Raw genomic sequence first — 23,343 nt, 5'->3', positions numbered from 1 at the left:
CAAGGGGCCTTGTGAACAGGAGTGTCCACAAGACCCCAACATTTATTATAGAACCGGAAAAAGTCATCGCCACCCTGTCGTCAGGTGCTGCCGGTTCCTGGTCCATGGCCAACCTCGCGCCGCGGATGATCAAAGGCGATACGGCGCCGGGCTTTTTCATCAAGCACTTCATTAAGGACATGCGCATCGCCATCGAATCGGCCGACGAAATGGGCCTCGACCTGCCGGGCCTGACCCTGGCCAAGAAGCTCTATGATCAGCTCGCTGCCGACGGCATGGAAGACTGCGGCACTCAGGCCCTCTTCCAGTGGTACGCAAAATAAAACAGGGCCATCCCATTATTCTCTGCCAGGAGGTGGCAGCTGCCATGACGGCAAAACCAAAGAAACTCTATGGCATGAAAGAAGCCTGTGATCAGACAGGCCTTGCCTATGAAACCTTGAAATACTACTGCAATACAGGCCTGGTGCCCAATGTCAAGCGGTCGGACAACAACCGCCGCGTATTTAACGACCACGACATCGCCTGGATCAAGAGCCTGACCTGCTTAAAGAAATGCGGCATGACCATCGAAGAAATGAAGCAGTACCTGGCCTACTGCCTGCAGGGGCCGGCGTCCATTCCCGTCCGCAAGATCATGCTCGATAAAAAGCTGTCCCTCTTGAAGGAAAAGAAGCAGGAAATCCAGGAATCCATCGACTACATCGACTGGAAACAGAATTTTTATGACGAAGTCACGTCGGGAAAACGGGTCTATACCAGCGATTTACTGCCGGAATACAACGACGATGATGACGAAGGCGAAGACTAGAACCCGTTCTCTATAAGAACCGTCCGTATGTCCTGATAATCGGGCTGACACCGAATCCGGTAAGCCTCATGAGGAGAAAACCATTGAATATCATTGAAATCGAAGAACGAACCCCGGAGTTGACGGAAAAACTGCTTTCCGTCTGGGAAAGCGCCGTTCGGGCTACCCATCTCTTTTTGTCTCCCGACGCCATTGAAACCATTAAAGCCTTCGTTCCCCAAGCCCTGGCCGTCGTCCCGCGGCTGATCGTCGCCGAAGACGACGGCGGCTGTCCCTTGGGATTTTTGGGAATTTCCGAAAAGAAAGTAGAAATGCTCTTTATTGCCGACGAATACCGCAGCCGCGGCATCGGCTCCGCCCTCCTCGGCTACGGTATCGAACAGTACGGCGTCAACGACTTGGCCGTCAACGAGCAGAATCCCCTGGCCAAGGGCTTTTACGAACACCTGGGATTCATCGTCTATAAACGGACGGAATTCGACGAACAGGGAAATGCCTACCCCCTGCTCTACATGAAGCGTTCCTGACATAAGGCTGCCGAACTCGTGAAAAGGCTGCTTGAGATTTTCCCCATAACGGAAATCTCAGGCGGCTTTTTTATTTCTGCGGCAAAACCCATGAAAAGGACGGTGTCTGCTCATTTCATCAAATTAACAGGGCATAAAAAATTCCGAGCACCCTTGAAGATACTCGGAACGGACGTCACCAAAAGAAGGATTCCCCCGTCAATGGGAGGAGTCCTTTTTAAAATGGTCGCTGTACTGCTGTGTTTCCGGTTCGGCCGTGCGGCAGGCATGGGTAAAGGCCGGGTGGTACAAAAGACTTCGGTCGTAGGTATCGCCGAGGACCTTGCCGACGACGATGAGGGCCGTCTTAGAAATATCATGCTGCCGCGCCGTTTCGGCCAAGGTGGCAACGGTGCAGGCATAGACTTTTTCATCGGGCCAGGACGCCTTGTAGACGATGGCTGCCGGCGTGTCGCCGTCATAACCGCCGCGGATGAGTTCTTTTTGCAGGCCTTCTAAGAGGGATGCGCTGAGGAAGATGACCATCGTCGCCTGATGAGCGGCGTAGTCGGCAATTTTCTGGCCGTCGGGAACGGGGGTCCGCCCTTCCATGCGGGTAATGATGACCGACTGGCTGATGCCGGGCAAGGTGTATTCGGCTTTTAAGGCTGCGGCAGCGGCACAGAAAGAGCTGACGCCGGGGACGACGTCATAGGCGATGTTTTTTTTCGTGAGGATATCCATCTGTTCGCGAATAGCCCCATAGACCGACGGATCGCCCGTATGGAGGCGGACCGTCATCCACCCCAATTTTTCCGCCGTTTCCATAGCGGCCATGACATCTTCTAAGGTCATGGCTGCACTGTCTAAGATGACGCAGTCTTTTTTGGCATAGGCCAGTAATTCCGGATTGACTAAGGATCCGGCATAAATGATTTGATCGGCCGTTTCCAGTAAGGTCTTGCCGCGGACCGTAATGAGGTCGACAGCACCGGGACCGGCGCCGACAAAATGTATCATCGAGTTTCCCCCTTTTGATGGAAGGCCAATAATTCCTTGGCCCGTGATGTATAACCGAGGACGCCGTAGACGTTGGAAAAGACGACGGCTCCCGTAGGGACGGCGCCGTGAGTACGGACGTCCATGTAAGCTTCTATTTTTTGGCAGACAGCGGTCATGACCGGCGTCAAAAGATTTTCTTCGGCAAGGATTCGCACGGCTTCATCTGTCGTCAGGCTGTCGTAAATCTTCCGGGCCGTCTCAGTAGACGCGCCGGCAAAGACGGCTTCCAGGGAAAGGAGCGTCGTCCGGCCGTCGGCATAGCGGGAATGGGTATTCATAATGCCTTGAGCGACTTTGATCAATTTCCCGATATGGCCGATGAGAAGGACGTCGGAAAAATCCTTATAGGCGGCATAGTCCAGTATTTCACCGACATAGTTGCTGATGGTCACCCGCCGGCTGACGTCGATGCCGAGTTCGTCACGGCTGAAGTCGACGCCGTAGTTGCCGAAAAAGGCCAGGAGATGAGATTCTCCCGAAGCCCGCCGGGAATCCATTTCGGTATGAATCGTATCGACTAAGGCCTGTTCGCTCATGGGATCGACGATGCCTGACGTCCCTAAAATGGAAAGGCCGCCGACGATGCCAAGACGTGGATTAAAGGTCTTCTTGGCCAAGACGTCGCCGCCGGGAATGGACAGGGTCAGCTTGAGGCCGCCCGTGTAGCCGCAATCCACAGCAACACCGGAAAGGGCCTCTTCGATCATGCGCCGCGGCACGGGATTGATAGCCCACTCGCCGACGGCACAGGCAAGACCCGGTTTAGTCACCTTGCCGATACCGGGACCGCCAGAAACGACCATGGCGCCGTCCGTTTTCTCAACAGTGGCATAGACCAAGATGCCGTCCGTAATATCGGGATCGTCGCCGCTTTCCTTGCGAATGGCGCAGGTTGCCGACGACGGACCAAAGGTGATCTCTTCAGGCTGTAAGTGCAGTATCTCCCCTTTGGGCGTCGTCAAAGCCACGGCATCGACTCGCTTTCCCGTGAGGACCATGACAGCCGCCGCTTTGGCCGCCGCGGCCGCGCAGGAACCGGTCGTATAGCCGCAGCGAAGTTTCTTTCCGTCTTTAATAGTAAATAAATCCATGGTCCTGCTCCCTTCTGATATATCTATGCCCCATCGTCTTCGGGCAGGCAATCGATCGGCACGATGAGGGGCTGTCCCTCTTTAGTCCGCACGACTTCGGCGTCGATGGCAAAGACACGGCGCAGCATGTCCGGCGTCAAGACGTCCTTCGGGACCCCTGTGGCGACAATCGTTCCTTCCTTCATTATAACGACTTCATCGGCATATTGGTAGGCCTGGTCCATGTCGTGGAGAACGACGACAACCGTCCGGCCCCAAGTCTCATTGATGCGCCGCAGGAGCTTTAAGATGCGCAGCTGATGGCGGACGTCGAGGTAGGTCGTCGGCTCGTCGAGTAAGAGAATCGGCGCATCCTGGGCCAACAAGACGGCCAGCCAGGCCCGCTGCTGCTCGCCGCCCGAGAGGTGCTGCATGACCGTTTCTCTGTAAGCACTAAGGCCCACGGCTTCGATGGCCCGGTCGACGGCTTCCTTATCGGCCTTGGTCAAGGGCGACAAGAGGCGGCGGTACGGGAACCGCCCCATGGACACGAGGTCGCAGACGGTCACGTCCTGAGGCAGATCATGGGTCTGGGTCAAAAAGGCCATCTCCCGGGACAAGGCCTTTCGCGAAAAGGAATGGACGTCGCGGCCGGAAATTTCGATTGCCCCCTTAGCCGCGGGAATCATACAGTTCACGGCTTTCAGGAAGGTGCTCTTACCGCAGCCGTTGGGACCGATGATGGCCGTTACTTTCCCCTTTGGCAAGGCTACGGTAATATCGCGGAGAATCGTCTTTCCGCCCCGCACGACGGCCAGGCAATTGACGGTAATGGCATCCACGGCTTACACTTCCTTTCGCAGGAGAAATAAGAAAAAGGGCGCCCCCATAGAGGCGATGATGATGCCTACGGGAAGCTCGGCCGGTGCCAAGAGGAGCCGCGCCGCCGTATCGCTCAAGGTGACCGTCGCCGCCCCCAAGAGGGCTGCGCCGGGCACGATATAGCGATAGTCCGTGCCGACTAAAAGGCGCACGATATGGGGCACGATGAGGCCGACGAATCCTAAGAGACCGGCCACGCTGACGGCGCTGGCTGCCAAGAGAGCGGCGACGGCGGTCAGCCCGAGGCGGGCCATTTCGACGTTAAGGCCCAGGCTGCGGGCCATGTCTTCCCCGAGCTGAAGGAGATTGAGATAATAGGCGCCGATGAAGGCCAGGATTAAGCCGACGGCAGCATAGGGAGCGATGACACTGACGTCTTTCCAGCTGCTGGCTGCCAGTCCCCCGACCATCCAAAGCAAGGCGCCGTGGACGCGGTCGCTGTAAAAGACGAGGATCCCTGAGATGATGGCACCCAGGAAGGCCGATACGGCGACGCCGGCCAAGATGATGCGCACGACCTTGATGCCGTCTTTCCAGGCCAAGAGATAGATGGCCCCTGCTGCCGCCATAGCGCCGACAAAGGCCACAGGCGTCATCCAAAAGGCATAGGCCGGGAATACGATGAGGACGATGAGCCCGGCAAGGCCGGCCCCGGACGAGATGCCGATGATGTGCGGGTCAGCCAGAGGATTTCTCATGACGGCCTGCAAAATAGCGCCTGACAAAGCCAGATTGGCGCCGACTAAGGATCCGGTCAGGGTCCGCGGCAGGCGGATGTTCCAAATAATCTGGTCGGCTACGGATTTTGACGGCTGCCATAAACTTCGGACGACGTCTGACGCCGTAATGGCTGCCGCTCCCTGCATGACCGACAGGAAAAGGCCTAAGGCTGCCAAAATGGCGAAGACGATCAACATGAACCAGCGCCAGCTCGCCCGATCGCGCCGCCAGTTAAAGTTATTCATGAGGTACAGCTCCCGGATAGACTAAATTGGCCATGTAAGCTGCAGCCTTGGGGTAATCGAGGCCGGGGTTGAGCAGGAAATACCGTTCGGGCAGGACGAAGAAGCGGCCGTTCTTGACGGCGTTCAGCGACGCCCAGGCCGGATTGCTTTCGATATCGCCTTTGATGCGCTTTTCAATCTTATCGGACGAACCCATAGAGGTCAGGAAAATGACGTCGGGATTGGCTTCTACCAGGCTTTCCATACTGTAGGGAATGCGGTTATTTTCGCTCCCCGCCGGGGCTGCGGCGATGTTCTGCAAGTGGAGCAGTTCGGCAATGCCGCCGGCAATGCTGCCGGGCAGTTCCAGAGACACGGCACTGGGCGTCGCATGGATGATGGCAATGCGCAGGCCCTGTTTAGGTACGGCATCGGTGACGGCCTTGACCTCTTTATCGAGGTCGGCTTCCTTGGCGGCGGCCAAATCTTCTTTGCCGTAGACCTTGCCCATGACGTCCAGGTTGCGCTTCACGTCATCGTAAGTCTTGGTCTGGAGCAGCAAGACGGGAATGCCGCTTTCTTCGAGCTGAGCCGCCAATTTTTCATGATGGTCCGTACTTCCGATGACGATATCGGGCTGCAGGGCCGTCACTTTTTCCAGGCTAATGCTGTAAACCGGGCCGACGTCGGGCACGTCTTTATATTTTTCCGGCAGGTCGGCATCTTCCGACTTGACCGCTGCCCGGCCGACGAGGGTCCCGTCGACGGCATCGGCAAAATTGAGGAGCGATGTCGACAAGACGACGACGCGCTGCGGCTTCTGAGGCAGAGTAATGGCCTTGCCCCGGTCGTCGGTGATGACGGCGTAGTTTCCCTGGATCGAACCGCTTTGACCGGCACCGGTATCAGGACCGCAGCCGGCTAAGACGAGCATACAAAGGATGAGGATACATAAGCCAAGTTTTTTCACAGTAAGGGCCCCTTCCTAAAACTTCTGATGAATGCCGACCTGCCAGTTTCGGCCGGCAGCCGGGTAATTATGGTATAAATCGTAGCTGGCATTGTTCATATTGGCAGCTTTGACATAAATGGTCGTGTCTTTGCTCGGCGAATAGGATGCACTGCCGTTCCAGACGACGTAGGAATTGTTGCTGTAATAAGTGTCATTCCGCCCCGTTCCGGCCGTCATATCGACAGAGGCCTGCCATTTGCCCTGATGGTAATGGAGACCGGCATGGTAGCCGTTGGGCTGGTTGTACGTTTCGTCATAGGCCAGTCCCTCGCCCGTATCGACCTTGGTATGGATGTAGGAATAACCGAGTTCGTAGTCCCACTTGTCGTTGATCGTCTGTTTGAGGGAGAGTTCAAAGCCCCTCTTATCTTCTTCATTGAGGTTCTGCGGTTCCCGCGGCGTGACGGCCCGGTTCCAGCGAATGACGTTATTTAAATCACTGTGGAAGACGCTGCCCTCGACGAGGGTCTTCGGCCCCATGCGGTACTGGAAGCCCAAGGTCTGGGTGTAGCCGATTTCAGGCTCTAAGTCCTCATTCCCCTTCGACGTGACCTTGCCGCCGGACGTCGTCATGTAGAACTGGTCATTGAGGCGAGGCGGCGAAAAGACGCGGCTCCACGAAGCATAGACGTTGAAGTCGTCATTGGCCTTGTAATTGACGGCCAACCGCGGCGTCTGATGGATGCCGTAAGTGCTGTTGTCATCTAAGCGCAGGCCCGGCGTGACCGTCAGTTTGCCGAAAGTCATGGCGTCTTCAGCGTAAAAGGCCAAGTTATGGCGTTTCTTATCGATGTAATGGGCCTCATAATTGGTCCCCATGTCTTCCGTCCATTCGGCGCTGGCCGTCAGATGATGACTGCCGACCTGCCAATTGTTCTGCCATTCAAAACCCTGAGTACGGGTGAAATAATGGTTGGTCCAATAGGTCCGCTGGTAGTCGTTAAAGTAGCGGAAGAACCCGGGCTGGGCCTGATTATTCTTAAAATTATAGGTAAGGCTGTAATTGTTGATCAGCTTTTCAATAGGCTTATTGGCACTGAGGTACCATCCCGAAAGGCGCTCATGCCGCAGCGCTTTGGGCAGCGACGACGAATAAGAGCCGAGGAAGGTCGAGCCGTGGCCGTGATAATCCTGATGATAGGCCTTGAACGTAAGAGACGTATCGTCCGTCAGTTCCTGATCGAGGCGCAGGGACAGGGATTTACGGGCAATATCGCCGTAGGAACGGTCCGTATTGAGTCCGTCCGGAAAGGCGTAATATTGGCGTCGCTCCATGTCGCCGCTGACCAGCCAACTAGTCTTGCCCGAACGGCCGCTGTTAGTCAGGGTATAGCCGTGCATGCCCCACGAGCCGGTGTAGGCGTCGAGGGTCGACTCGTTGCGGTCGCCCTTTTTGGTGACGATGTTGATGACGCCGCCCACGGCCCCACTGCCGTAGCGGACAGAGCCGCTGCCCTTGGTCACTTCGATGTGATCGATGGAACCGACGCCGGGGAGATTCGTCAAATCGACACTGCCCCTCCCGTAGCCGGAACCCTGGGCATTAGCCAGGCTCTGACCGTCAACGAGGATCAAGACCCGGTCGTCGCCGTTTAATTTGACATACGACGAAATGCCCGGCACCATTTCATTGATGGTAACGCCGGTGACCCGCTGGAGGGCCTGCTGAACCGACGTATCGCGGTGTTCGTCCATCTCCTTAGCAGTGATGATCGTTGTATTTGATTGTCTGGCCTCAACGGGAGGAATGGGAGGTTCTTTAGAGGCAGCTTCTCGGGCTTCCGATAACTTATCAGGGAGAAGATCCTTTAAAGAATCAAAGAAATTGGCTACCCCGTCGAGAACGTGAATCGATCCTGACGGTGCCATGGCCTGATCCGCCCCCGGACCGGCTGCTCGGCGTCCGGAAGGTCCGGGCCTGCTCGAAAGCGTCGTCGTACCGGAGGCCTGCTGCCCCGACGTTTTTGCCTGATTGGGCCTTTTTTCCTGTCCCGAATCACTGTCCTTGCGGGCCGTACCCTTTTCATCGTCAGAAGCAGCCGTCGGCACATCGCGGGAGTCTGCGGCATAGGTCAGGGCTCCCGGCGGCGGTGTTTCCGTTGAAGGCGGCGTTACGACCGATGTCGGTGCCTCCTTAGGAGCCGAAGAGGCGACTTCGCTCGATATCTCTTCCCCGCCGCCATCGCGGCTGACGGCGTCGGTCCCTGACGCATCCTGTCCGCCGGCACCGGCCATGTCGGCAGCGTTATAAATCATGACGTCACTCACGCTATTTTGCCGTGTATAATGCTGAAAGACCGTGAAGAAACCGCCGGCCGCCAGTCCCAAGTAGACAGCAGCGTGGAGGGAAACGGAAAATCCGGCGGCAACGCGGCCCTTCTTCTTGCCCCACCTCATGGCGTTTCTCCACTGTCGGCAACGAGACCGATGCGGGTGACGCCGGCTTTCTTAAAGGCATCCAGGACGGAAACGACCCAGCCGTAGTCGATGGATTTATCGGCATAGAGGACGACGCTGAAGGAACTGTTGGCCGCCTGCTGAGCCCGAGCTGACGCCAAGAGACTGTCCCGGTCGACGGCCTTGCCGTTGAGCCACAGCGACCCGTCAGTCTTCAAGGTGACGGCATACTGAGACGTCGGCGCTTCGGCTGCATCAGCTGCGACGGGCAGCTGGACGCCTAAACTGTGCATGTCCACCATGGACAAGGACGACATCATGAAGAAGACCAAGAGGAAAAACATGATGTCGATCATGGGGATTATCATAATGGTCGGTCGTTCAAAAGACCGTTTGTCACGAAGGCGCATTTTACTGCCCTGCTTTCTGGTCCATCGTTTCCATGGCCGAAAAACACAGCTCCATATCGGTAATGATTCGATCCAGCCGTTGGGTAAAATAGGAGTGAATGATGAGGGCCAAAATGGCGACGCAGAGGCCAAAAGCCGTGGCGATGAGGGCTTCGCCGATGCCGCCGGTAATGGCGATGGCCTGTCCCGACTGGACGTTAAAGATGCTGAACGAGCGGATCATGCCGCCAATCGTCCCCAACAGGCCCAAGAGAGGCGCCAAGGTGACGATGACGCTCAGATAATAGAGACGGCTCCGAAGGCGGGCGATGAAAATCCCCGACTGCATCTCAGCATAAGCCTTCCAATCAGCGCCTCCGTGGCCTTCAAAAAGGTCATTCAAAATGAGGGGCAGACCGCCGGAACTGTCTGCTGCCAGCTGCCGTGCCCTGTCTGTTTGATGCACTTTGATGTACGTATAAAATCGATTGGCAAAGGCCGTGCCGGCATCCATCTGGATATAAAACATGGCCCGTTCAATGCCGACATAGACAGCAAAGAGCGAACAGGCCAAAAGAAGATACATGACCGGACCGCCTTGCTGAAATAAGTGAAACCCATTTATAATTGCTTCCATCGTACGTAGAACCCCTTCCTGTGACGCCTGCAAGATAAGGGCATACAAAGAGAAAGGGACCGTCGTATAAGACGACAGTCCCCGAATATGCTCATTACAATCTCCTTCCCATCGCTCGCAGGTCTATCGGTGATTATCCGTCAGGCAGTTCTTCTGGCTTGGTTTCATGGCCAAAGCTGCGCCTTCCCATACAAAAAAACGTACAGTGACATCATGCAGCCTGGCTCCACCTCACAGCGGCGGGACCGCGCCGGCATTGAACCGGCTTCTCTATTAAGTCTGTGACACCTGACCTATTGCTTATATTATATCGCTCTTACTATAGCATGATAGACAGAGGACTGTCAATTTCAATCGACGAGCCCTGAGAGTACGGCAACGCCAACAATAACACCTTTATTGGGACATACAAGTTTCAATCCACGCACTCCGAAGAGTGCGACGCCATCCAGCCGTGACTTTGGCGAGGTGCCGCCGTTTCAATCCACGCACTCCGAAAAGTGCGACGGAAACTCGGCTATCTCATTCCGTTCCACACGGAGTTTCAATCCACGCACCCCGGAGAGTGCGACTCGTAACCTTAATCGATGGGTACAAGGCCCGTAAGTTTCAATCCACGCACCCGTGATTGGGGGCGACACTGCCTTATGAGTCATTGACCACTTAGACAGCGAGTTTCAATCCATGCACCCGTTGGGGGGCGACTACGGGCGATTAAGACGGCGATCGTTAACGTTGTGTTTCAATCCACGCACCCTCATGGGTGCGACATCGTCGGACGCGATGACAAGATACGTCGACGAGGTTTCAATCCACGCACCCTCATGGGTGCGACACAATGGAAGACCTAACTCAACTGAACGGGCCGGTTTCAATCCACGCACCCTCATGGGTGCGACGTAGTGCCACGTGGTCGGGCTGGCGTTGCCCGGCTGTTTCAATCCACGCACCCTCATGGGTGCGACAGCAAAAGGACGTTTTTACCGTCACTTTTGTTTGCATCTATGGGGACATATACTCCCACAGATGCAGTTTATTCTTACTCATTTAGGGATTCACTCAAGATGTTCCTGCTTTCATCAAGAGTTTTAAAGGGCTAATCAGATGTTCACTGTACCTTGGCACTGCCTAACGTTGTATGACGTCCGATTCGTTACGTATCACCGGAACTCAGTTTCCCTTTCCGGCTTTGCTTTCTTTTATTATAGCACCATTTTATTTCAAACCATAATATCGTCCCTTCACGCCCGTCGCCGCATCCATAACGCCCTTACGCACCAGCTTGACAGGTCCTTTTAATAATATATGATGTTGCTAAATTCGTTCATAGCGTCCTTGGTAATAAGCCGTCCCAATATAGGGAATGGGCCGAATCCAAGGACTTTTTTTATTTAGTCAATTCCCCTTTATAAAAATCATCTTTAAAAACAGATATTCCTTTACTCGAACAACTTTGCGAAAAGGAAATCCCCGCTATTTATCTTTACATCGTAACGTTAATTGATTTACACTTTCCTTGTTTAGCTTTATAGTAGTGGTAAAAGGAGTTGATTTATATGGCTGAAATGAAAACATTAAATCTCCGTATCGATGCCGATTTGAAGCATCAGGCTGAAAGGATTTTTGCTGAATTGGGTATTCCGACATCTACGGCAATCAATATGTTTCTTCGCACGGTCGTCCGCTATGGCGGCATTCCCTTCGACCTTCGTATTTCTCCCAATGAGCTTGAAACGCTGAGAGCCGTCGATGACGTAAACCATCACCGCAATCTCAGCAAGACCTATGATTCCGTTAAAGATGCCATGGATGCACTCGATACTTAAAATCCCCTTCGCAAATACCCTATTCTTCCTGACATTAACCTTGACCCGTACCGGAAGTCACAGCGATTTATTCTAATTTTTGCCAACAAAAAAAATGGACGAGAGTGAGTTTTCCCCGCTCTCGTCCATTTCTTTTTTTAGTATAAAGATGGCCAGCCTTCCGTGAATCTGTCTCTCATCCAAGTGCCGCTTCTAATGCCTTACATTTCGACTCGATCATTTTTTCAATATTGCTTTTATAATCGTCGATAATCCAGCTCAGGACTTCTTCATAATACTCATTCATATCCAGCAGATAAATCGCATCTACGATATCCTTTTTGAAGTCTTTCCCCAGGCCTTTATCGTATTTATAGCAGTACCGGGTTACGGTCCGGCTGAAGAAGCGGCCCGATTCTTCTTCTTCCATATCATCCGTATCGACGCAGCGTTTATACCAGCTTTCATCGGTATAGGAATCACTTCTCATGGCTTTGTCGACTTTGGCCCCCCATTTGATGGGATTATAGTCTTTAAAACGATCGATGTACTGCGTCGGCAATACGTTCCACGTGCAAAAATCATCCGGCAGGGAGCTATCGCCCAAGGCATTGGCCACACGATCTGCCGTATCCCGCAGAATCGTTTCGAACTGTTTATTCCATTTAGCGTACATCCCCTGCTCCGACGCATCGAAGAAGGGCGCAATTTTATCGGTCCCGTATTGGCTGAGGACTTCCATAGCATATTGCTCAATGCGCGCGTAATTTCTCCGCTTAAAATCTTTCCAGCCCGCATCCTGTGCCGCTGAACTGCTCTTATATTTATAATTATGAGTTCCGTCTAAGTAGCCATAATCGATTTCAAAAGAATATTTTTCCTTATCAAAATTATAGTCGGAGCTCGTCGGCCCGGGAATTTTTATACTCCCTAAGGCTTTCTTCAACCCGTCGACAACAGCCTTTTTTTCATCTGAACTTAAGGATTTGGTCTGAATGTCACTGAGGGCAATGGCCTGCTCCGGACAGAGCTCAACCATTTCCTGAGCCTCAGCAATAACATCCTGAGCCTCCAATTTTCCGTTGTTTTTTACGCGGGCCTTGCCGTCGGAACCTTCTGCAATGTATTCCGAAAAAGAAAGGCAGGTCCCGCATCCCGTACATTTTTCAGCATCGATTTTTAAACTTTTCATCGTCGTCATCTCCTTAACCGATTTTTTTAACAGCGTCTGCGTATTTCTGTCCCATTTCAAGCGTCGCCATGATTTCTTTGGTAAGCTCCCCATCTTTGGTCACTACCGGCGCATCGACGATTTTTTTCAAGGCATCGACTAAATTCATACAAATCATCAAAACGTCCCGATCGGCCTGCGTGTAGAGGCCCGGATCATTTCCCTTTTCTTCAATCAAAGCCTCGGAATTTCGAATCGTTTTCGCCAGCAGCAAATTCAGCTTGGCAATGACCTCGGCAATGGCCGAGCATTTCTCTACCATGATATCAATGGCTTTGGCGATATTTTCTGCCTGACTATAGACGACGCCCGCCGCCCGCAGCTGCTTCCTCGACTCTGCTTGAAACTGCTTGGAGTCATCTAACATCGAACGGCCCAATCCCCCTTTCAAGAGGGATATCATGACCTCCGAATCGGTAAATTCCCGCTTCGGTATGATGACCATCTGCTGCAGATAGGCAATGTCTTCTTGTTTCAAAGGAATAATGGCTAATAAATCCTTTCGTTTCTCGGCTTGGAAATCAATTTCAATGATTTTCTGATAGAGATCGACAAACCGGCGAAAATTAGACAGGGTTCCCCGTTTCCGCTGAACGATGCGCCCCAGGGCAGCCTCTAATTCCTGAGATTTCTGTTTCACTAACAGTCTGGCATCGGTTTCCCTTTGAAAGGCCTTCATCATGCGTCGTCTCGAATCTTCATCCATGTCACAGGCCTTATTCAGATCATAAATAAATTTTCCTACTATCAGCGCCGCAATGGGCCACATGGCCTCCGCCTCCTTTTCGTAATGCAGCTCAGACTAAAGGGCAAAAGGCTTCCGGTCCTTAGAGTCAAAATATTGATTAAAGGCGTCTCGATTCTTAAAGCAGCATTCCTCGTCAAAATAAGCTAAGATTCGATCCAAACCGGCAAAGATTTCATCGACATCGTCGGCTAAGGCAGATTCCAACATCTGTTCAAATCCCAAATAAAAAGCCTCATATTGGCACCTCTTTTCCGCTTCATCCACGGCATCCAGCCATTTCTCCAGATCTTCCAAAACCCTTTCCATAGCGGCCGTCAAGAGATTAAAGGATGCCAACTCTTCTTCGGACGCGGTTTCAACGAAATCATGAATCGCAGCCATAAGATCTTCCATTAAGTCGTCATCGGCACCGCGCTCCATACCGGCATCATGAAAGTTCCCGTCGAGAACCCTCAAATGCCCCTTACGCGGCTGCCTAGTCCCATCCGAAGCATGCCCTTCCACATCTCCAACGACATACATGGTAACCATCTCCCCTTGTGTCTTGTCAGTCCCATCCAAAGAAATAGGTCTCTTCCGTTCTCTATCCATAGAATCACCTCATCTCAAAATGCATCCTTTATCAATGAGACGCCCATGCGTCAACATTTCAATCTCCATCCGCGTCCTCTCAATCATCGGAGACAATACCTACTCCCGCCTCATCGCCGCCGAAAGGATTCACTGATTTCTTTCAATTATACAGAACTGCCATGACAGAATATGTCACAGCTCACAAAAATTATCCAGCCTCATATACATCCCGTTTCTCCCGATTCAATAAGGCCTTAGCCCCTCATCGGGCGCAAAAAAAGACTCGCCCGTCAAAAGGCAAGTCTTCTCTTCATCCTATTATCTACTATTTTTAATTCAATCCAATCACCCATAAAAGGGGTGCCCATTGCCTGTAATTCGCCGATAACGACCGACCCGTTTCAATCCACGCGCCCCATGCGAGGCGCGACCATGGCTTGTAGCTCACCGATAACCACCGACCCGTTTCAATCCACACGCCTCAATATGAGATGCGACATACTATTTCAAATCATCCATTTAAAATGGCCGCCACTCATGTTTCATCCGATGATGAGAGTGCTATGAGAGCCTCTTTCAAAAAATCCAAGGCCGGACTGGAAAAATCAAAACACTTTGCCCGAGCAGCTTCCCCGATTTTCATACCCACAAAGCGATCGGTTCCTGAAAAATAGGCGTGCAATTGATTTTTATGGGCGGTCCGCAAAGGAGTTTCCCGATTCTGTAAAACCGCGTCTAAATAAGAATCGGATAGATTCAACAATTTCTGTCCTGAACATTCATCTGATCCCTCTTTTAAAATCTGGCAGCACAAGTCTTCTAAGGTGCCGTCACAAAAGTCGCCCTCATCATTCTTCCCCGGCAAGAGAACAAAGCCAAAGCGGAGGCCGTCGGTATTTTGAACAAATTGGCCGTCTATATGAATATCAATCCCGAAAGCCGCATTCATATGGTGCTGCAATGACTGCGCTGCACCACCGGCATTAGATTCGGCATCTCGTATAATCAGAAATCCTTTCATCGCCTCATAATGCTCTACATAGGGGAGGACACGCAGCCTTCTTTTCAAGTCTTCATTTCCGCCAAAATCGATAATATTGAAGGTATCAGGAATCACGCCGGCCCCAACAAGATAGGCCACATAATAGCGCAAAAAGAGCTCTTCATCCCGTCCTTCACACAAGATGACATGGGGAATCTTCGGTATGAGTTTTATAGATTCGCCCTTTTTAGGCATATCACCGCACCTCCAAATCCGCATCTAATGCCGCTTCCAGTTCATCGCCGGAAAAGGCATAGGCTTTTCGCCCTTTGTCAGAAACGCTGAGCCGTTGATAGCAAAGGGAATTTAACTGATTCAACTCTTTCATCACAGCCGCCGACTGTCGCAAAATATCGTCATTGTGGGTCGTAATCACCAGCTGGCAATGGCCATTCAAGGCCGCTTCGTACAAAGCCCGTAAAACCTTCGGATAGACACTGTAATGGAATCCGTTTTCGATTTCGTCGAGTAAGACAATCCCATTGGGACTGGTCAAGATGAGCAGCAGCAAATGGAGGACCTTATTGATGCCATCGCCCATATAGGTAATCGGCATCTTCATCCCATCATCTAAGGCAACATACACATAAGGGAGGTTGTTTTCTACCAAGGTCAGAATATCTGAAATCCGTACATCAAAGAGGCGCAGTACGTCCAACAACTCCGTTTTCCGTCCATCTAAGATCAATTTGCCAACCCCTTCGGCAACCGTCCCGTTGTCTGGAATATATAAGTTTTTATAAAAGCTGACCTTTACAAAAGACGCATCATCTTTCTTTGGCTTTTCAGAAATAGACACATATCGGATCTGCGTATTTTCAAAGGAAAATTGTCCCTGCGTTTGTTGTTCGTCTCTCGTATGGGTATACTGCAAGGCAAAAAAATGATTATCCAAGTCCTGCGGCGCATAACCTTGTTTAAAAATACCGGTTACAGTCCCGTTATTGATATCAAGGCTGATATTTTCGTCAGGGACCTTCCGCATGGCCAATCGAAAATCTTTGCCATTATCTTGTTTTACTGATAAAGAAAATTCGTCTGTTTTCTCAAAATTAAAAAATAAAGGACTCCAAATTCGCTCCGGCGTCGCCTGTAATTGGCCATTACCATTACGTCCAGCGGCCAACATCAAAAAAATATTCGCACTTCGATAGCCGAAAGCTAAAAAAACAGCTTCCAAAATCGCGGACTTCCCGGAATTATTCCGTCCGCCCAACAGCGTAATCGGTGCCATTTTAATAACCGACAAATCCTGAAAACACCGGAAGTTATGTATATTCAGTGTTGTAATCATGTTTTCACCCGCTTTATGCATTTTAATTTTCCCGTTTATGATGATGTGATTATATTTATTTTACCATATATAATACACTTATACACACTTTATCCTACCTTTGTCTTATCTTTATCTTATCTTTGTCTTATCTTTATCTTATCTTTATCTTATCTTTATCCTGCCTTTATACACACATTTTGCTAAACTTTCGTATATACTTTTTATAAAACTCCCATCTGCATGTGTTTCGAATGCTTATATATCCTTCGAGCCCCGATTTTTCTTTTCTATGGCAAAATCGCCTGGTTTTAAAGTAACAGCCCATAGCCTTGTTCTTCAACTCGTGCCTGTATCTTGCAAAAAAATACCGACCTCCTAACGTCAGATTTTCAGATCCAACGTTAAGGGTCGGTTCGTCTCAAAGCGGCTATTTTGCTTTGCTATACTCTCTGGTAGCTAAATACCCGATCCCCAAAATCACGGCAATTTTTACGGCCGTTTTCAGTATCTTCGGAAGCATAAATCCAAACCCAAAACCGATTATCCGACTTACCTTCATCTTCTTCATCAGCTTCACCTTCCTATGGTTGACACCTTACCCGCTAAAAATAGAATGTTATCCCAAGGATATATAAACTCAAGATTTATAGCCTTTATTTACAGAAAAGAAAATCAGGTCCGCCAAAGGAATCGGCAAAATCCTTGCACCGCCTTACGCGTAAGCCCTTTTCAACGGCATGCTCTTATGTATCAGTATATCATACGCTCCTTGTCAAGTATAGCGCATTGTCTTAGTCTCGATCTTTCGTTGCTTCACAAAGACGCATCACCGGGTTCATCATCGTCACCAATATGGCAAAATCTTTCGAGGGAATGATACCGAGCGCCGATACAGACTTGCCGTCAGCTCCATCGTATCTCCACGCAAAAACGCCGCCAGTCTTCAAAACTCACGGCGTTTCGTTCTATCAATAGACTTCTTTATCCCGTCTCTTGTTCACCGTCGGATGGGCGTCCAAGATTTTCTTCCTACACGGGCAGGTTACATCGTGGTCGTTGATGATGCCGCAGGCCTGAAGGTGGGAGTAGATGGTTACGGGACCGACGTACTTAAAGCCCCGTTTCTTCAGATCTTTGCTAAGCCGGTCCGACAGGCCGTTGCTGACGGGAATCTTCCCCTTATCGTGACCTTGGTAGAGGATGATTTTTCCGTCACTAAAGCCCCAGATGTAATCGGAAAAGCTGCCGAACTCGTCCCGCACTTTCTGACAGCACTGAGCATTGCTGATGATGGCCCGAATCTTTCTTGGCGAGCGGATCATGCCTTCAGTGTTCATAATGCGTTCTACATCGGCGTCATCGTAGGCCGCAATCTTATCGTAGTCAAAGTTATCGAAGCACTGCCGAATAATCTCGCGCTTTCTAAGTACAATGAGCCAACTGAGGCCGCACTGCAGGTTTTCCAAGGTCAGGTGCTCAAACATATGGCGGTCGTCGTGAACGGGAACGCCCCATTCGTTATCATGATACACCGTATTGAGCGGATCCATACTGGCCCATTCACAATATCCCATCTTTCTCTCCCCTTTCATGGCCTGAAAGGCTGCCCGCCCTTCGCAGTCCCCATCGAAACAGAGGCTTAGAGCCATGATAGTCCCGGGGACAGGGGCGGCAGGCCTGACAAGGTTCATTGGCAAACACATGTTTCCGTATCCTCATTATACCATCGAAAGAAGTCCTTCGCTACGGCTAAGGGATGGCCCTTGGGAGAAAATTTCCCATTGATTCTTCCGAAAATCTCTGCTATAATCAGTTCAACTTCATAGATTAATGGTACTGACTGCTGCCGAGTAGTCAGAGTACGCCGTATTTCTCATCGTCAGGTCTTAGCAGATGAGGAAGCGGCGCTTTTTTTATATTAGGAGGACAAGATGGATACATTCTTTTACAAAGAACCTTACGAAGAAAATGGAAAAACGATCTTAGAGGTCAATCTCTTCCCGGATAAATACTGCAATTTTAACTGCATCTTTTGCCCGGTCAGCCGAAAGTTAACCCACGTGCAAACCGACGAAACCGTCCATTTGGACGACCTGACCCCTGCTATTGGCGACTTACGGCGACGGCTCCGTGACCTACGTCCCGACTTAGTCTTTATTAACTCCCTGGGAGAAGCGCTGCTCTTACCGGAACTCGAATCGATCATCGATACCATTCACGAAGCCGGGATTCCCATACGCCTCCTCTCCAACGGGTATCTCTACGGGAATCCGGAATATGCCAGACTGGCCGATTGCTGTGAAGAAGTCATTGGCGAACTAAAAATGGCCCACGAAGAAGCCTTTCAAAAGGCACAGCGGCCCCTTCCGGGCTACACCCTTCATCAGCACCTCGAAAATATGCTGCAATTCAGAAAAAACTACAGCGGCCGTTTCCACTTGGAAATTACCATCGTAAAAGGCTATAGTGACGACCCGGACTCTCTCGAAATTTTCCACAAGGCCGTCCAATCCCTAAAGCCCGACGTCCTTCAAGTCGTAACCTTGGAGCCTCCCTTCGATAAAGTATTGGCCATCTCTCCGGAAAGACTGGCAGCCATCACAAAGTGGCTGCAATCGGCCCTGCCATCGTAACAGCAACGGGACGATTCATGAAAAGGCGCTGTTTCAGGCAACGGAAAAAGCCGCAAGTCTACGGACCCGCGGCTTTCATTCCCGGTTCAGAATAATTCAGTTCTATCTCTTTTTCTGACGGCTGATCAGACCTGGGATGCTTACTGGTAATACGTCCCGTTCAGACGATAAGACCAGCCCAACTGATTCATACCGTATTCAAAGATCTTATTGGGCGCCATGAGCACTGTCGTGTGATTCCCCGACATGGTGTTGGTCCGATACCGCCACATGTCCGTCTTGTACTGAGAAAAACGCCAGGTCATCACTTGATCCAACCTGCCGTTTTGAACCCGTTTTACAGAGACAGAAAACCACTTCCCGGCAGCACTCGTCCCATAGGCTAAGGTATCATCCATGACATAGACGTCTACATTATCCGATGCCAGATGAGTGACCCAAACGTCCGTAGCCTTAGCCGGACCGGTACCGGCAAAGAAACACATACATCCTACACAACAAATCAGCAAAGCCTTCCACAACATTTTCACAACACTCAGCTCCTTTGCGAACAGAAAGTCCTGTGAACTGCAGCGTCAGCAGCTCCTTAATAATAATGCATACCGTCATTAGAATAAGACCAGCCTGCCCGATTCATGCCGTATTCAAAGATTTTATTGGGCACCATGACGCCCGTACGGCGGCCACCGGCCATGGAACTCGTGTAGTATTGCCAGATTCTCGTATCAGACTTAAAGAAACGCCAGGTCACGACCTTGTCCAAGCGACCGTTTTGAACTCGTTTCATCGCCACGGCAAACCACGGTCCCGATGAATCCGTTCCCGAGGCGAAGGTATCATCCATGACGTACCAATCGACATTCTCCGACGGCCAATGATCGACCCAAACGTCGGCCGCCTTAGAAGGACCGGCGCAGCCAAACAGGATCAGATATATCAACAAAAAGACCGCCAATGCTTTAGCCAACTGTCTCATGCGCTCAACTCCTTTATACGAATAAAATGAACATAGCCGGCAGCGGTACAACAAGGCCTCATCGGGCCTTTTCCCCTGCCTTGCGCTGTGTTTTAATACGATTTTGATTTCATTATATCACAGATTCATAAAATAATCCGCCTGCAAAGCGACGCCCGTCAGCCGCCGCGGCCTGCACCCACCCCAGAATCGTCGTCCGATCCGATGCGGCCCGTTCGCCTTCGCTGCTTTACTCTCTATGATATAAGCCGGCTCTGACAGAATCTGTCCTATTCAAAAAAGCCATATCGACAGCCCGACCGAAGCAAAAGGGCGATCGATATGGCTCGTCTTTCTGTTATCAAAATAAGGTACGGAGCTCCCGCATTCATCGTCAGTCCCACAAGGATTCTCTCCCGGCCCCATCCAAAGCCCCTTATGGCTCGGCATCCTCACGTACAACGGGAATATAGACGCGCTTTAAGGGAATCATCTGTTGATACTTTTCACTCAAATCGGGATAGTATTTCAAAATCAAATCGACCAGCTCGTTTCCATTGATGCCGCGAATGATGGGCGTGCTGTCCAGATACTTTTGAGCATTCCGGGTATAGTTGGATAAGGTGACAAAAAGGCCGTAATCCCCTTCGCGCATAGCGCCTTTCAAGGACTGGATTGCCGCTTCCTTTATGTCGCCGTCCTGACTTTTGACCTGGACCAGAATGCGGGGAGGCAGCTCATCTTTATAGGCCGTAATGTCGATTCCGCTGTCTCCGCCATGGGCCGACACGATGGTACGATACCCCATGGCTCGTAACAGGTCGGCCACAAAATCCTCTAAACCATATCCTTTGAGATGCTTGCTCAGTTCCTTCAAAATGAAATCTCTCGTCGCCTCTACGATATCCGCTGCCGCAGCTCCCACCGTTTCATCTTCCTCAGGCTCGATGGCTTCCGTCTGTTTCTCGAATCCCTTATCAAGGGCAGAAAGAAACTCGTCGGCATAATTTTTTACCGAAAAGAAGGTCATGGCCGAACCGATTTCATACAGCGCCCCTTGAGAGAAAAAAGTACGGGGAAGATGTTTCAACCATGTCACCTTACGCTGCTGCCCATACGACGCATCGCTCGGATGAAACTCATATCCGCCTTCGATGATGCCGATATTAATCCGGCGATCGATTTTTGAAGGAAATACCACGTAATCACCGATCCCGACCTCGTGGACAAATCGATAGAGCATGCCGGCATGGGTTGAAATCCGGCCCTTCCGGGCATCAGGATAAACGGCTGCGTACCTTTCTTTAAAAGCCTCGCGATTGGCTTCGATCTGACTCAAATCGCCCATATCCTCCCAGCCAATGGCAATGACATCGTGCTGCAAAAATAAATTATCATCCAAAGTATGGATTCCCCATACGCGTTTTTCTTCATGAGACATGTCCTTCTACCGCCTTATCTCGTGTTTTGAATAATGCATTTTCAACTTAATTTTAATTATATCACATTTCAATCCACGTGCCCCTTGCGAGGCACGACGGCAGCCCATCTGAATTTATTCAGGGCATCAATGTTTCAATCCACGTGCCCTTGCAAGGCACGACAATGGCCTCTCTAATAAGCTCTTTCAGCTCACCGGTTTCAATCCACATGCCCTTTGCGAGGCACGACGCAACGCCATGAAATACTTTGGCGTCTGGTGCAAGGTTTCAATCCACGTGCCCCTTGCGAGGCACGACACGCGCTCCGTAATGTCACCGCCAGCGTGGCCGAGTTTCAATCCACGTTCCCCTTGCGAGACACGACTCAATTTCTCATCCCCGGTATCGGCCTGTGGGACGTTTCAATCCACGCGCCCTTTGTGGGGCACGACAATAGGTCAAGGCAAACGTCTGATATTGCCAATCGTTTCAATCCACGCACCCCTTGCGGGGCACGACGGCGTATCCGTATCACTAGGCGGGACGACAGCCGTTCCAATCCACGCGCCTCTTGCGAGGCACGACTCGGTATGCCAGCCGGTTTTAGACGTTCCGGATGTTTCAATCCATGTGCCCCTTGCGAGGCACGACGGTATCGCCGTCAAATACAATCTCTGCTTGCCGTGTTTCAATCCACGTGCCTCTTGCGAGGCATGACTGATAGCGAGACCTTGGTCATGAAAGAATATCTGTTTCAATCCACACGCCCCTTGCGAGGCACGACGTACTCGTTCTGCTAACTACGTTCAGCAGTTCATGTTTCAATCCACGTGCCCTTACGAGGCACGACGTTCGACGCCGAAGGCAGGACTTTCGGACAGACGTTTCAATCCACGCGCCCCACAAGGAGCGCGACTTCCAAGTGCCCGTACGTTTCACGGATAAAATTGTTTCAATCCACGCGCCCCTTACGAGGCACGACTTTTTTTACAGACAAACTAAAAACGCCCACTCCGTTTCAATCCACGTGCCCCTTACGAGGCACGACGATGTTATTGGTCATACGATATGGGCTAAAATAGTTTCAATCCACGTGCCCCTTACGAGGCACGACGCAAAAGTGCTTTTTCCCAGTCACTTTTGTTTGCATCTATGGGGATATACTCCCACAGACACGTTGTATACTTACTGATTTAGGGATTCGCTCAAAGTTTCCCTTGCTTTTATCCCATTTTTAGCCGCTAATAGGCTGTTCACTACACTTTCGCAATGCCGTTTCGCCGTGTGTCTTCCGGTATAGATTTTATCTGACGTCCTATTAGCGGAGTATCTTCGGGGCATAGTCTCCCAGCTCCGCATTTCCTTACTTTCATTATATCATCATGTTCCTAAAAACCCTAATACGTCTCCATTTTCTTCACGCATCGCCGCCGACACGAATCTCGCGCTTTTAATGAATATCTCTAATTTACTTTTCATAATTAACTATATTCGCTATAATTATATTAAAGATTATTAAAAAAAGGAGAGCCTGTCATGAAAAAGAAAATAGCTATTGCCTTAACGACGATTCTATGGACAGCCACTGCCGCCATCGCCTCTGCAGCCTATGTGGGAAACGTGCAAAGCATGAAATTTCACGTTCAGGGCTGCCGCTGGGAGCAGAAAATGAACGAATCGAATCGCGCCTACTTCAACAGCCGGGACGAAGCTGTCTCCTCCGGCTACGTTCCCTGCAAAGTATGCCGTCCATAGGCCCCCTCTATCCCAACTCATCTCGTACCGATACGGTATGACCTTTTCTTTTCTCTTATCAGACAGCACGACTCGAAAAAAGAGGCTCGCCCCAGTCAAAAGGCAAGCCTCTTTTTTTGCTGTCCATCCCTTATTTAGGGATAAGGTATAATATTTTTCGCAAAATAAAATAAAGACATGAATCTCCCCATTTG

23 protein-coding genes, 2 CRISPR repeat arrays and 1 riboswitch are annotated in these 23,343 nt (G+C 50.9%); of the genes, 6 read left to right on the top strand and 17 right to left on the bottom strand.

The genetic code is table 11. The features are described from left to right. The 3 genes from QZQ46_RS09710 to QZQ46_RS09700 all read left to right on the top strand — a co-directional run. The coding region (locus QZQ46_RS09710) for an NAD-binding protein (RefSeq protein ID WP_296829324.1) at positions 1 to 323 on the top strand (323 nt) is incomplete at its 5' end. Between the two features lie 44 nt (positions 324 to 367). Next, positions 368 to 811, top strand: coding sequence for a MerR family transcriptional regulator (locus QZQ46_RS09705; RefSeq protein ID WP_296829320.1), 444 nt, complete (start codon positions 368 to 370; stop codon positions 809 to 811). An 83-nt stretch (positions 812 to 894) separates the two neighbouring features. Beyond that, positions 895 to 1,338: a GNAT family N-acetyltransferase gene (locus QZQ46_RS09700; RefSeq protein WP_296829317.1), complete on the top strand. Its 444-nt coding sequence runs from the start codon at positions 895 to 897 to the stop codon at positions 1,336 to 1,338. A 198-nt stretch (positions 1,339 to 1,536) separates the two neighbouring features. On the opposite strand, the gene cobM is transcribed toward QZQ46_RS09700, so the two are convergent. Genes cobM through QZQ46_RS09660 form a run of 8 tightly spaced genes read right to left on the bottom strand, consistent with a single transcriptional unit; the run spans position 1,537 to position 9,659 of the window. Continuing rightward, positions 1,537 to 2,337, bottom strand: coding sequence for a precorrin-4 C(11)-methyltransferase (cobM, locus tag QZQ46_RS09695; RefSeq protein WP_296829314.1), 801 nt, complete (start codon positions 2,335 to 2,337; stop codon positions 1,537 to 1,539). Next, complete coding sequence (gene cbiD, locus QZQ46_RS09690) at positions 2,334 to 3,470, bottom strand: cobalt-precorrin-5B (C(1))-methyltransferase CbiD (protein ID WP_296829312.1); 1,137 nt, start codon at positions 3,468 to 3,470, stop codon at positions 2,334 to 2,336. The genes cobM and cbiD overlap by 4 nt, the downstream gene beginning before the upstream one ends. A 23-nt stretch (positions 3,471 to 3,493) precedes the next feature. Then, positions 3,494 to 4,291 carry an ABC transporter ATP-binding protein gene (locus QZQ46_RS09685; protein ID WP_296829308.1) on the bottom strand — a complete coding sequence of 266 codons (798 nt, stop codon included), beginning with the start codon at positions 4,289 to 4,291 and terminating at the stop codon, positions 3,494 to 3,496. 3 nt (positions 4,292 to 4,294) lie between these two features. Continuing rightward, complete coding sequence (locus QZQ46_RS09680) at positions 4,295 to 5,296, bottom strand: iron ABC transporter permease (protein WP_296829305.1); 1,002 nt, start codon at positions 5,294 to 5,296, stop codon at positions 4,295 to 4,297. After that, entirely contained in the window at positions 5,289 to 6,245 is a 957-nt protein-coding gene (locus QZQ46_RS09675; RefSeq protein WP_296829302.1) for an ABC transporter substrate-binding protein, read from the bottom strand. Before QZQ46_RS09675 ends, QZQ46_RS09680 begins: the two co-directional genes overlap by 8 nt. A gap of 15 nt (positions 6,246 to 6,260) precedes the next feature. Continuing rightward, entirely contained in the window at positions 6,261 to 8,684 is a 2,424-nt protein-coding gene (locus QZQ46_RS09670) for a TonB-dependent receptor domain-containing protein (RefSeq protein WP_296829299.1), read from the bottom strand. Further along, on the bottom strand, positions 8,681 to 9,094 hold the full coding sequence (locus tag QZQ46_RS09665) for a biopolymer transporter ExbD (RefSeq protein WP_296829296.1): 414 nt from the start codon (positions 9,092 to 9,094) through the stop codon (positions 8,681 to 8,683). Before QZQ46_RS09665 ends, QZQ46_RS09670 begins: the two co-directional genes overlap by 4 nt. 1 nt (position 9,095) lies before the next feature. Then, complete coding sequence (locus QZQ46_RS09660) at positions 9,096 to 9,659, bottom strand: MotA/TolQ/ExbB proton channel family protein (RefSeq protein ID WP_296829293.1); 564 nt, start codon at positions 9,657 to 9,659, stop codon at positions 9,096 to 9,098. Between the two features lie 176 nt (positions 9,660 to 9,835). Next, a riboswitch (cobalamin riboswitch) is annotated at positions 9,836 to 10,017 on the bottom strand. A 104-nt stretch (positions 10,018 to 10,121) separates the two neighbouring features. Further along, positions 10,122 to 10,676: a CRISPR direct-repeat array (repeat unit 32 nt; unit sequence GTTTCAATCCACGCACCCTCATGGGTGCGACA). 590 nt (positions 10,677 to 11,266) lie between these two features. On the opposite strand from QZQ46_RS09660, the gene QZQ46_RS09655 reads away from it, so the two are divergent. After that, positions 11,267 to 11,536, top strand: a complete 270-nt coding sequence (locus QZQ46_RS09655; RefSeq protein WP_296829290.1) for a type II toxin-antitoxin system RelB/DinJ family antitoxin — start codon at positions 11,267 to 11,269, stop codon at positions 11,534 to 11,536. 175 nt (positions 11,537 to 11,711) lie between these two features. Here the strand turns inward: QZQ46_RS09655 and QZQ46_RS09650 are convergent, their stop codons facing one another. From QZQ46_RS09650 to QZQ46_RS09625, 6 genes are all read right to left on the bottom strand, one after another. Beyond that, on the bottom strand, positions 11,712 to 12,707 hold the full coding sequence (locus QZQ46_RS09650) for a ferredoxin (protein ID WP_296829288.1): 996 nt from the start codon (positions 12,705 to 12,707) through the stop codon (positions 11,712 to 11,714). A gap of 13 nt (positions 12,708 to 12,720) precedes the next feature. Then, positions 12,721 to 13,515, bottom strand: coding sequence for a hypothetical protein (locus tag QZQ46_RS09645; RefSeq protein ID WP_296829285.1), 795 nt, complete (start codon positions 13,513 to 13,515; stop codon positions 12,721 to 12,723). A gap of 33 nt (positions 13,516 to 13,548) precedes the next feature. Next, positions 13,549 to 14,085 (bottom strand): hypothetical protein, encoded by a 537-nt coding sequence (locus QZQ46_RS09640; protein WP_296829283.1) that lies wholly within the window; start codon positions 14,083 to 14,085, stop codon positions 13,549 to 13,551. Between the two features lie 517 nt (positions 14,086 to 14,602). Next, positions 14,603 to 15,304, bottom strand: coding sequence for a DUF3226 domain-containing protein (locus QZQ46_RS09635; RefSeq protein ID WP_296829280.1), 702 nt, complete (start codon positions 15,302 to 15,304; stop codon positions 14,603 to 14,605). Between the two features lies 1 nt (position 15,305). After that, the gene (locus QZQ46_RS09630; RefSeq protein ID WP_296829278.1) at positions 15,306 to 16,403 is read right to left on the bottom strand and encodes an ATP/GTP-binding protein; all 1,098 of its coding nucleotides are present in this window, start codon (positions 16,401 to 16,403) and stop codon (positions 15,306 to 15,308) included. Between the two features lie 950 nt (positions 16,404 to 17,353). After that, complete coding sequence (locus QZQ46_RS09625) at positions 17,354 to 17,959, bottom strand: DNA-3-methyladenine glycosylase I (RefSeq protein ID WP_296829275.1); 606 nt, start codon at positions 17,957 to 17,959, stop codon at positions 17,354 to 17,356. Between the two features lie 357 nt (positions 17,960 to 18,316). Between QZQ46_RS09625 and QZQ46_RS09620 the strand changes: the two genes are divergently transcribed. Next, positions 18,317 to 19,018 (top strand): radical SAM protein, encoded by a 702-nt coding sequence (locus QZQ46_RS09620; protein WP_296829272.1) that lies wholly within the window; start codon positions 18,317 to 18,319, stop codon positions 19,016 to 19,018. A 140-nt stretch (positions 19,019 to 19,158) separates the two neighbouring features. On the opposite strand, the gene QZQ46_RS09615 is transcribed toward QZQ46_RS09620, so the two are convergent. From QZQ46_RS09615 to QZQ46_RS09605, 3 genes are all read right to left on the bottom strand, one after another. After that, a complete protein-coding gene (locus QZQ46_RS09615; RefSeq protein WP_296829327.1) occupies positions 19,159 to 19,542 on the bottom strand; it encodes a hypothetical protein in 384 nt (127 codons plus the stop codon). Positions 19,543 to 19,604: 62 nt separating this feature from the next. After that, positions 19,605 to 19,994: a hypothetical protein gene (locus QZQ46_RS09610; protein WP_296829269.1), complete on the bottom strand. Its 390-nt coding sequence runs from the start codon at positions 19,992 to 19,994 to the stop codon at positions 19,605 to 19,607. A gap of 415 nt (positions 19,995 to 20,409) precedes the next feature. Continuing rightward, on the bottom strand, positions 20,410 to 21,414 hold the full coding sequence (locus QZQ46_RS09605) for a restriction endonuclease (protein WP_296829266.1): 1,005 nt from the start codon (positions 21,412 to 21,414) through the stop codon (positions 20,410 to 20,412). Between the two features lie 65 nt (positions 21,415 to 21,479). Continuing rightward, positions 21,480 to 22,508: direct repeats of the CRISPR family, unit length 19 nt; unit sequence GCCCCTTACGAGGCACGAC. A 422-nt stretch (positions 22,509 to 22,930) separates the two neighbouring features. Between QZQ46_RS09605 and QZQ46_RS09600 the strand changes: the two genes are divergently transcribed. After that, a complete protein-coding gene (locus QZQ46_RS09600) occupies positions 22,931 to 23,149 on the top strand; it encodes an Ada metal-binding domain-containing protein (protein ID WP_296829263.1) in 219 nt (72 codons plus the stop codon). The last annotated feature ends 194 nt before the right edge of the window (positions 23,150 to 23,343 follow it).

This window comes from uncultured Megasphaera sp. (assembly GCF_900539295.1).
Lineage (GTDB): Bacteria > Bacillota > Negativicutes > Veillonellales > Megasphaeraceae > Megasphaera.
The sequence above is the reverse complement of the archived record's forward strand: the minus strand, read 5'-3'. Positions and strand labels throughout refer to the sequence as shown.

Bases quoted from the DNA above. Each gene is read 5' to 3' on its own strand.
- QZQ46_RS09705 (WP_296829320.1), top strand. From the start codon at position 368: ATGACGGCAAAACCAAAGAAACTCTATGGCATGAAAGAAGCCTGTGAT.
- cobM (WP_296829314.1), bottom strand. From the start codon at position 2,337: ATGATACATTTTGTCGGCGCCGGTCCCGGTGCTGTCGACCTCATTACG.
- cbiD (WP_296829312.1), bottom strand. From the start codon at position 3,470: ATGGATTTATTTACTATTAAAGACGGAAAGAAACTTCGCTGCGGCTAT.
- QZQ46_RS09680 (WP_296829305.1), bottom strand. From the start codon at position 5,296: ATGAATAACTTTAACTGGCGGCGCGATCGGGCGAGCTGGCGCTGGTTC.
- QZQ46_RS09670 (WP_296829299.1), bottom strand. From the start codon at position 8,684: ATGAGGTGGGGCAAGAAGAAGGGCCGCGTTGCCGCCGGATTTTCCGTT.
- QZQ46_RS09665 (WP_296829296.1), bottom strand. From the start codon at position 9,094: ATGCGCCTTCGTGACAAACGGTCTTTTGAACGACCGACCATTATGATA.
- QZQ46_RS09660 (WP_296829293.1), bottom strand. From the start codon at position 9,659: ATGTATCTTCTTTTGGCCTGTTCGCTCTTTGCTGTCTATGTCGGCATT.
- QZQ46_RS09655 (WP_296829290.1), top strand. From the start codon at position 11,267: ATGGCTGAAATGAAAACATTAAATCTCCGTATCGATGCCGATTTGAAG.
- QZQ46_RS09650 (WP_296829288.1), bottom strand. From the start codon at position 12,707: ATGAAAAGTTTAAAAATCGATGCTGAAAAATGTACGGGATGCGGGACC.
- QZQ46_RS09645 (WP_296829285.1), bottom strand. From the start codon at position 13,515: ATGTGGCCCATTGCGGCGCTGATAGTAGGAAAATTTATTTATGATCTG.
- QZQ46_RS09640 (WP_296829283.1), bottom strand. From the start codon at position 14,085: ATGGATAGAGAACGGAAGAGACCTATTTCTTTGGATGGGACTGACAAG.
- QZQ46_RS09635 (WP_296829280.1), bottom strand. From the start codon at position 15,304: ATGCCTAAAAAGGGCGAATCTATAAAACTCATACCGAAGATTCCCCAT.
- QZQ46_RS09630 (WP_296829278.1), bottom strand. From the start codon at position 16,403: ATGATTACAACACTGAATATACATAACTTCCGGTGTTTTCAGGATTTG.
- QZQ46_RS09625 (WP_296829275.1), bottom strand. From the start codon at position 17,959: ATGGGATATTGTGAATGGGCCAGTATGGATCCGCTCAATACGGTGTAT.
- QZQ46_RS09620 (WP_296829272.1), top strand. From the start codon at position 18,317: ATGGATACATTCTTTTACAAAGAACCTTACGAAGAAAATGGAAAAACG.
- QZQ46_RS09615 (WP_296829327.1), bottom strand. From the start codon at position 19,542: ATGTTGTGGAAGGCTTTGCTGATTTGTTGTGTAGGATGTATGTGTTTC.
- QZQ46_RS09610 (WP_296829269.1), bottom strand. From the start codon at position 19,994: ATGAGACAGTTGGCTAAAGCATTGGCGGTCTTTTTGTTGATATATCTG.
- QZQ46_RS09605 (WP_296829266.1), bottom strand. From the start codon at position 21,414: ATGTCTCATGAAGAAAAACGCGTATGGGGAATCCATACTTTGGATGAT.
- QZQ46_RS09600 (WP_296829263.1), top strand. From the start codon at position 22,931: ATGAAAAAGAAAATAGCTATTGCCTTAACGACGATTCTATGGACAGCC.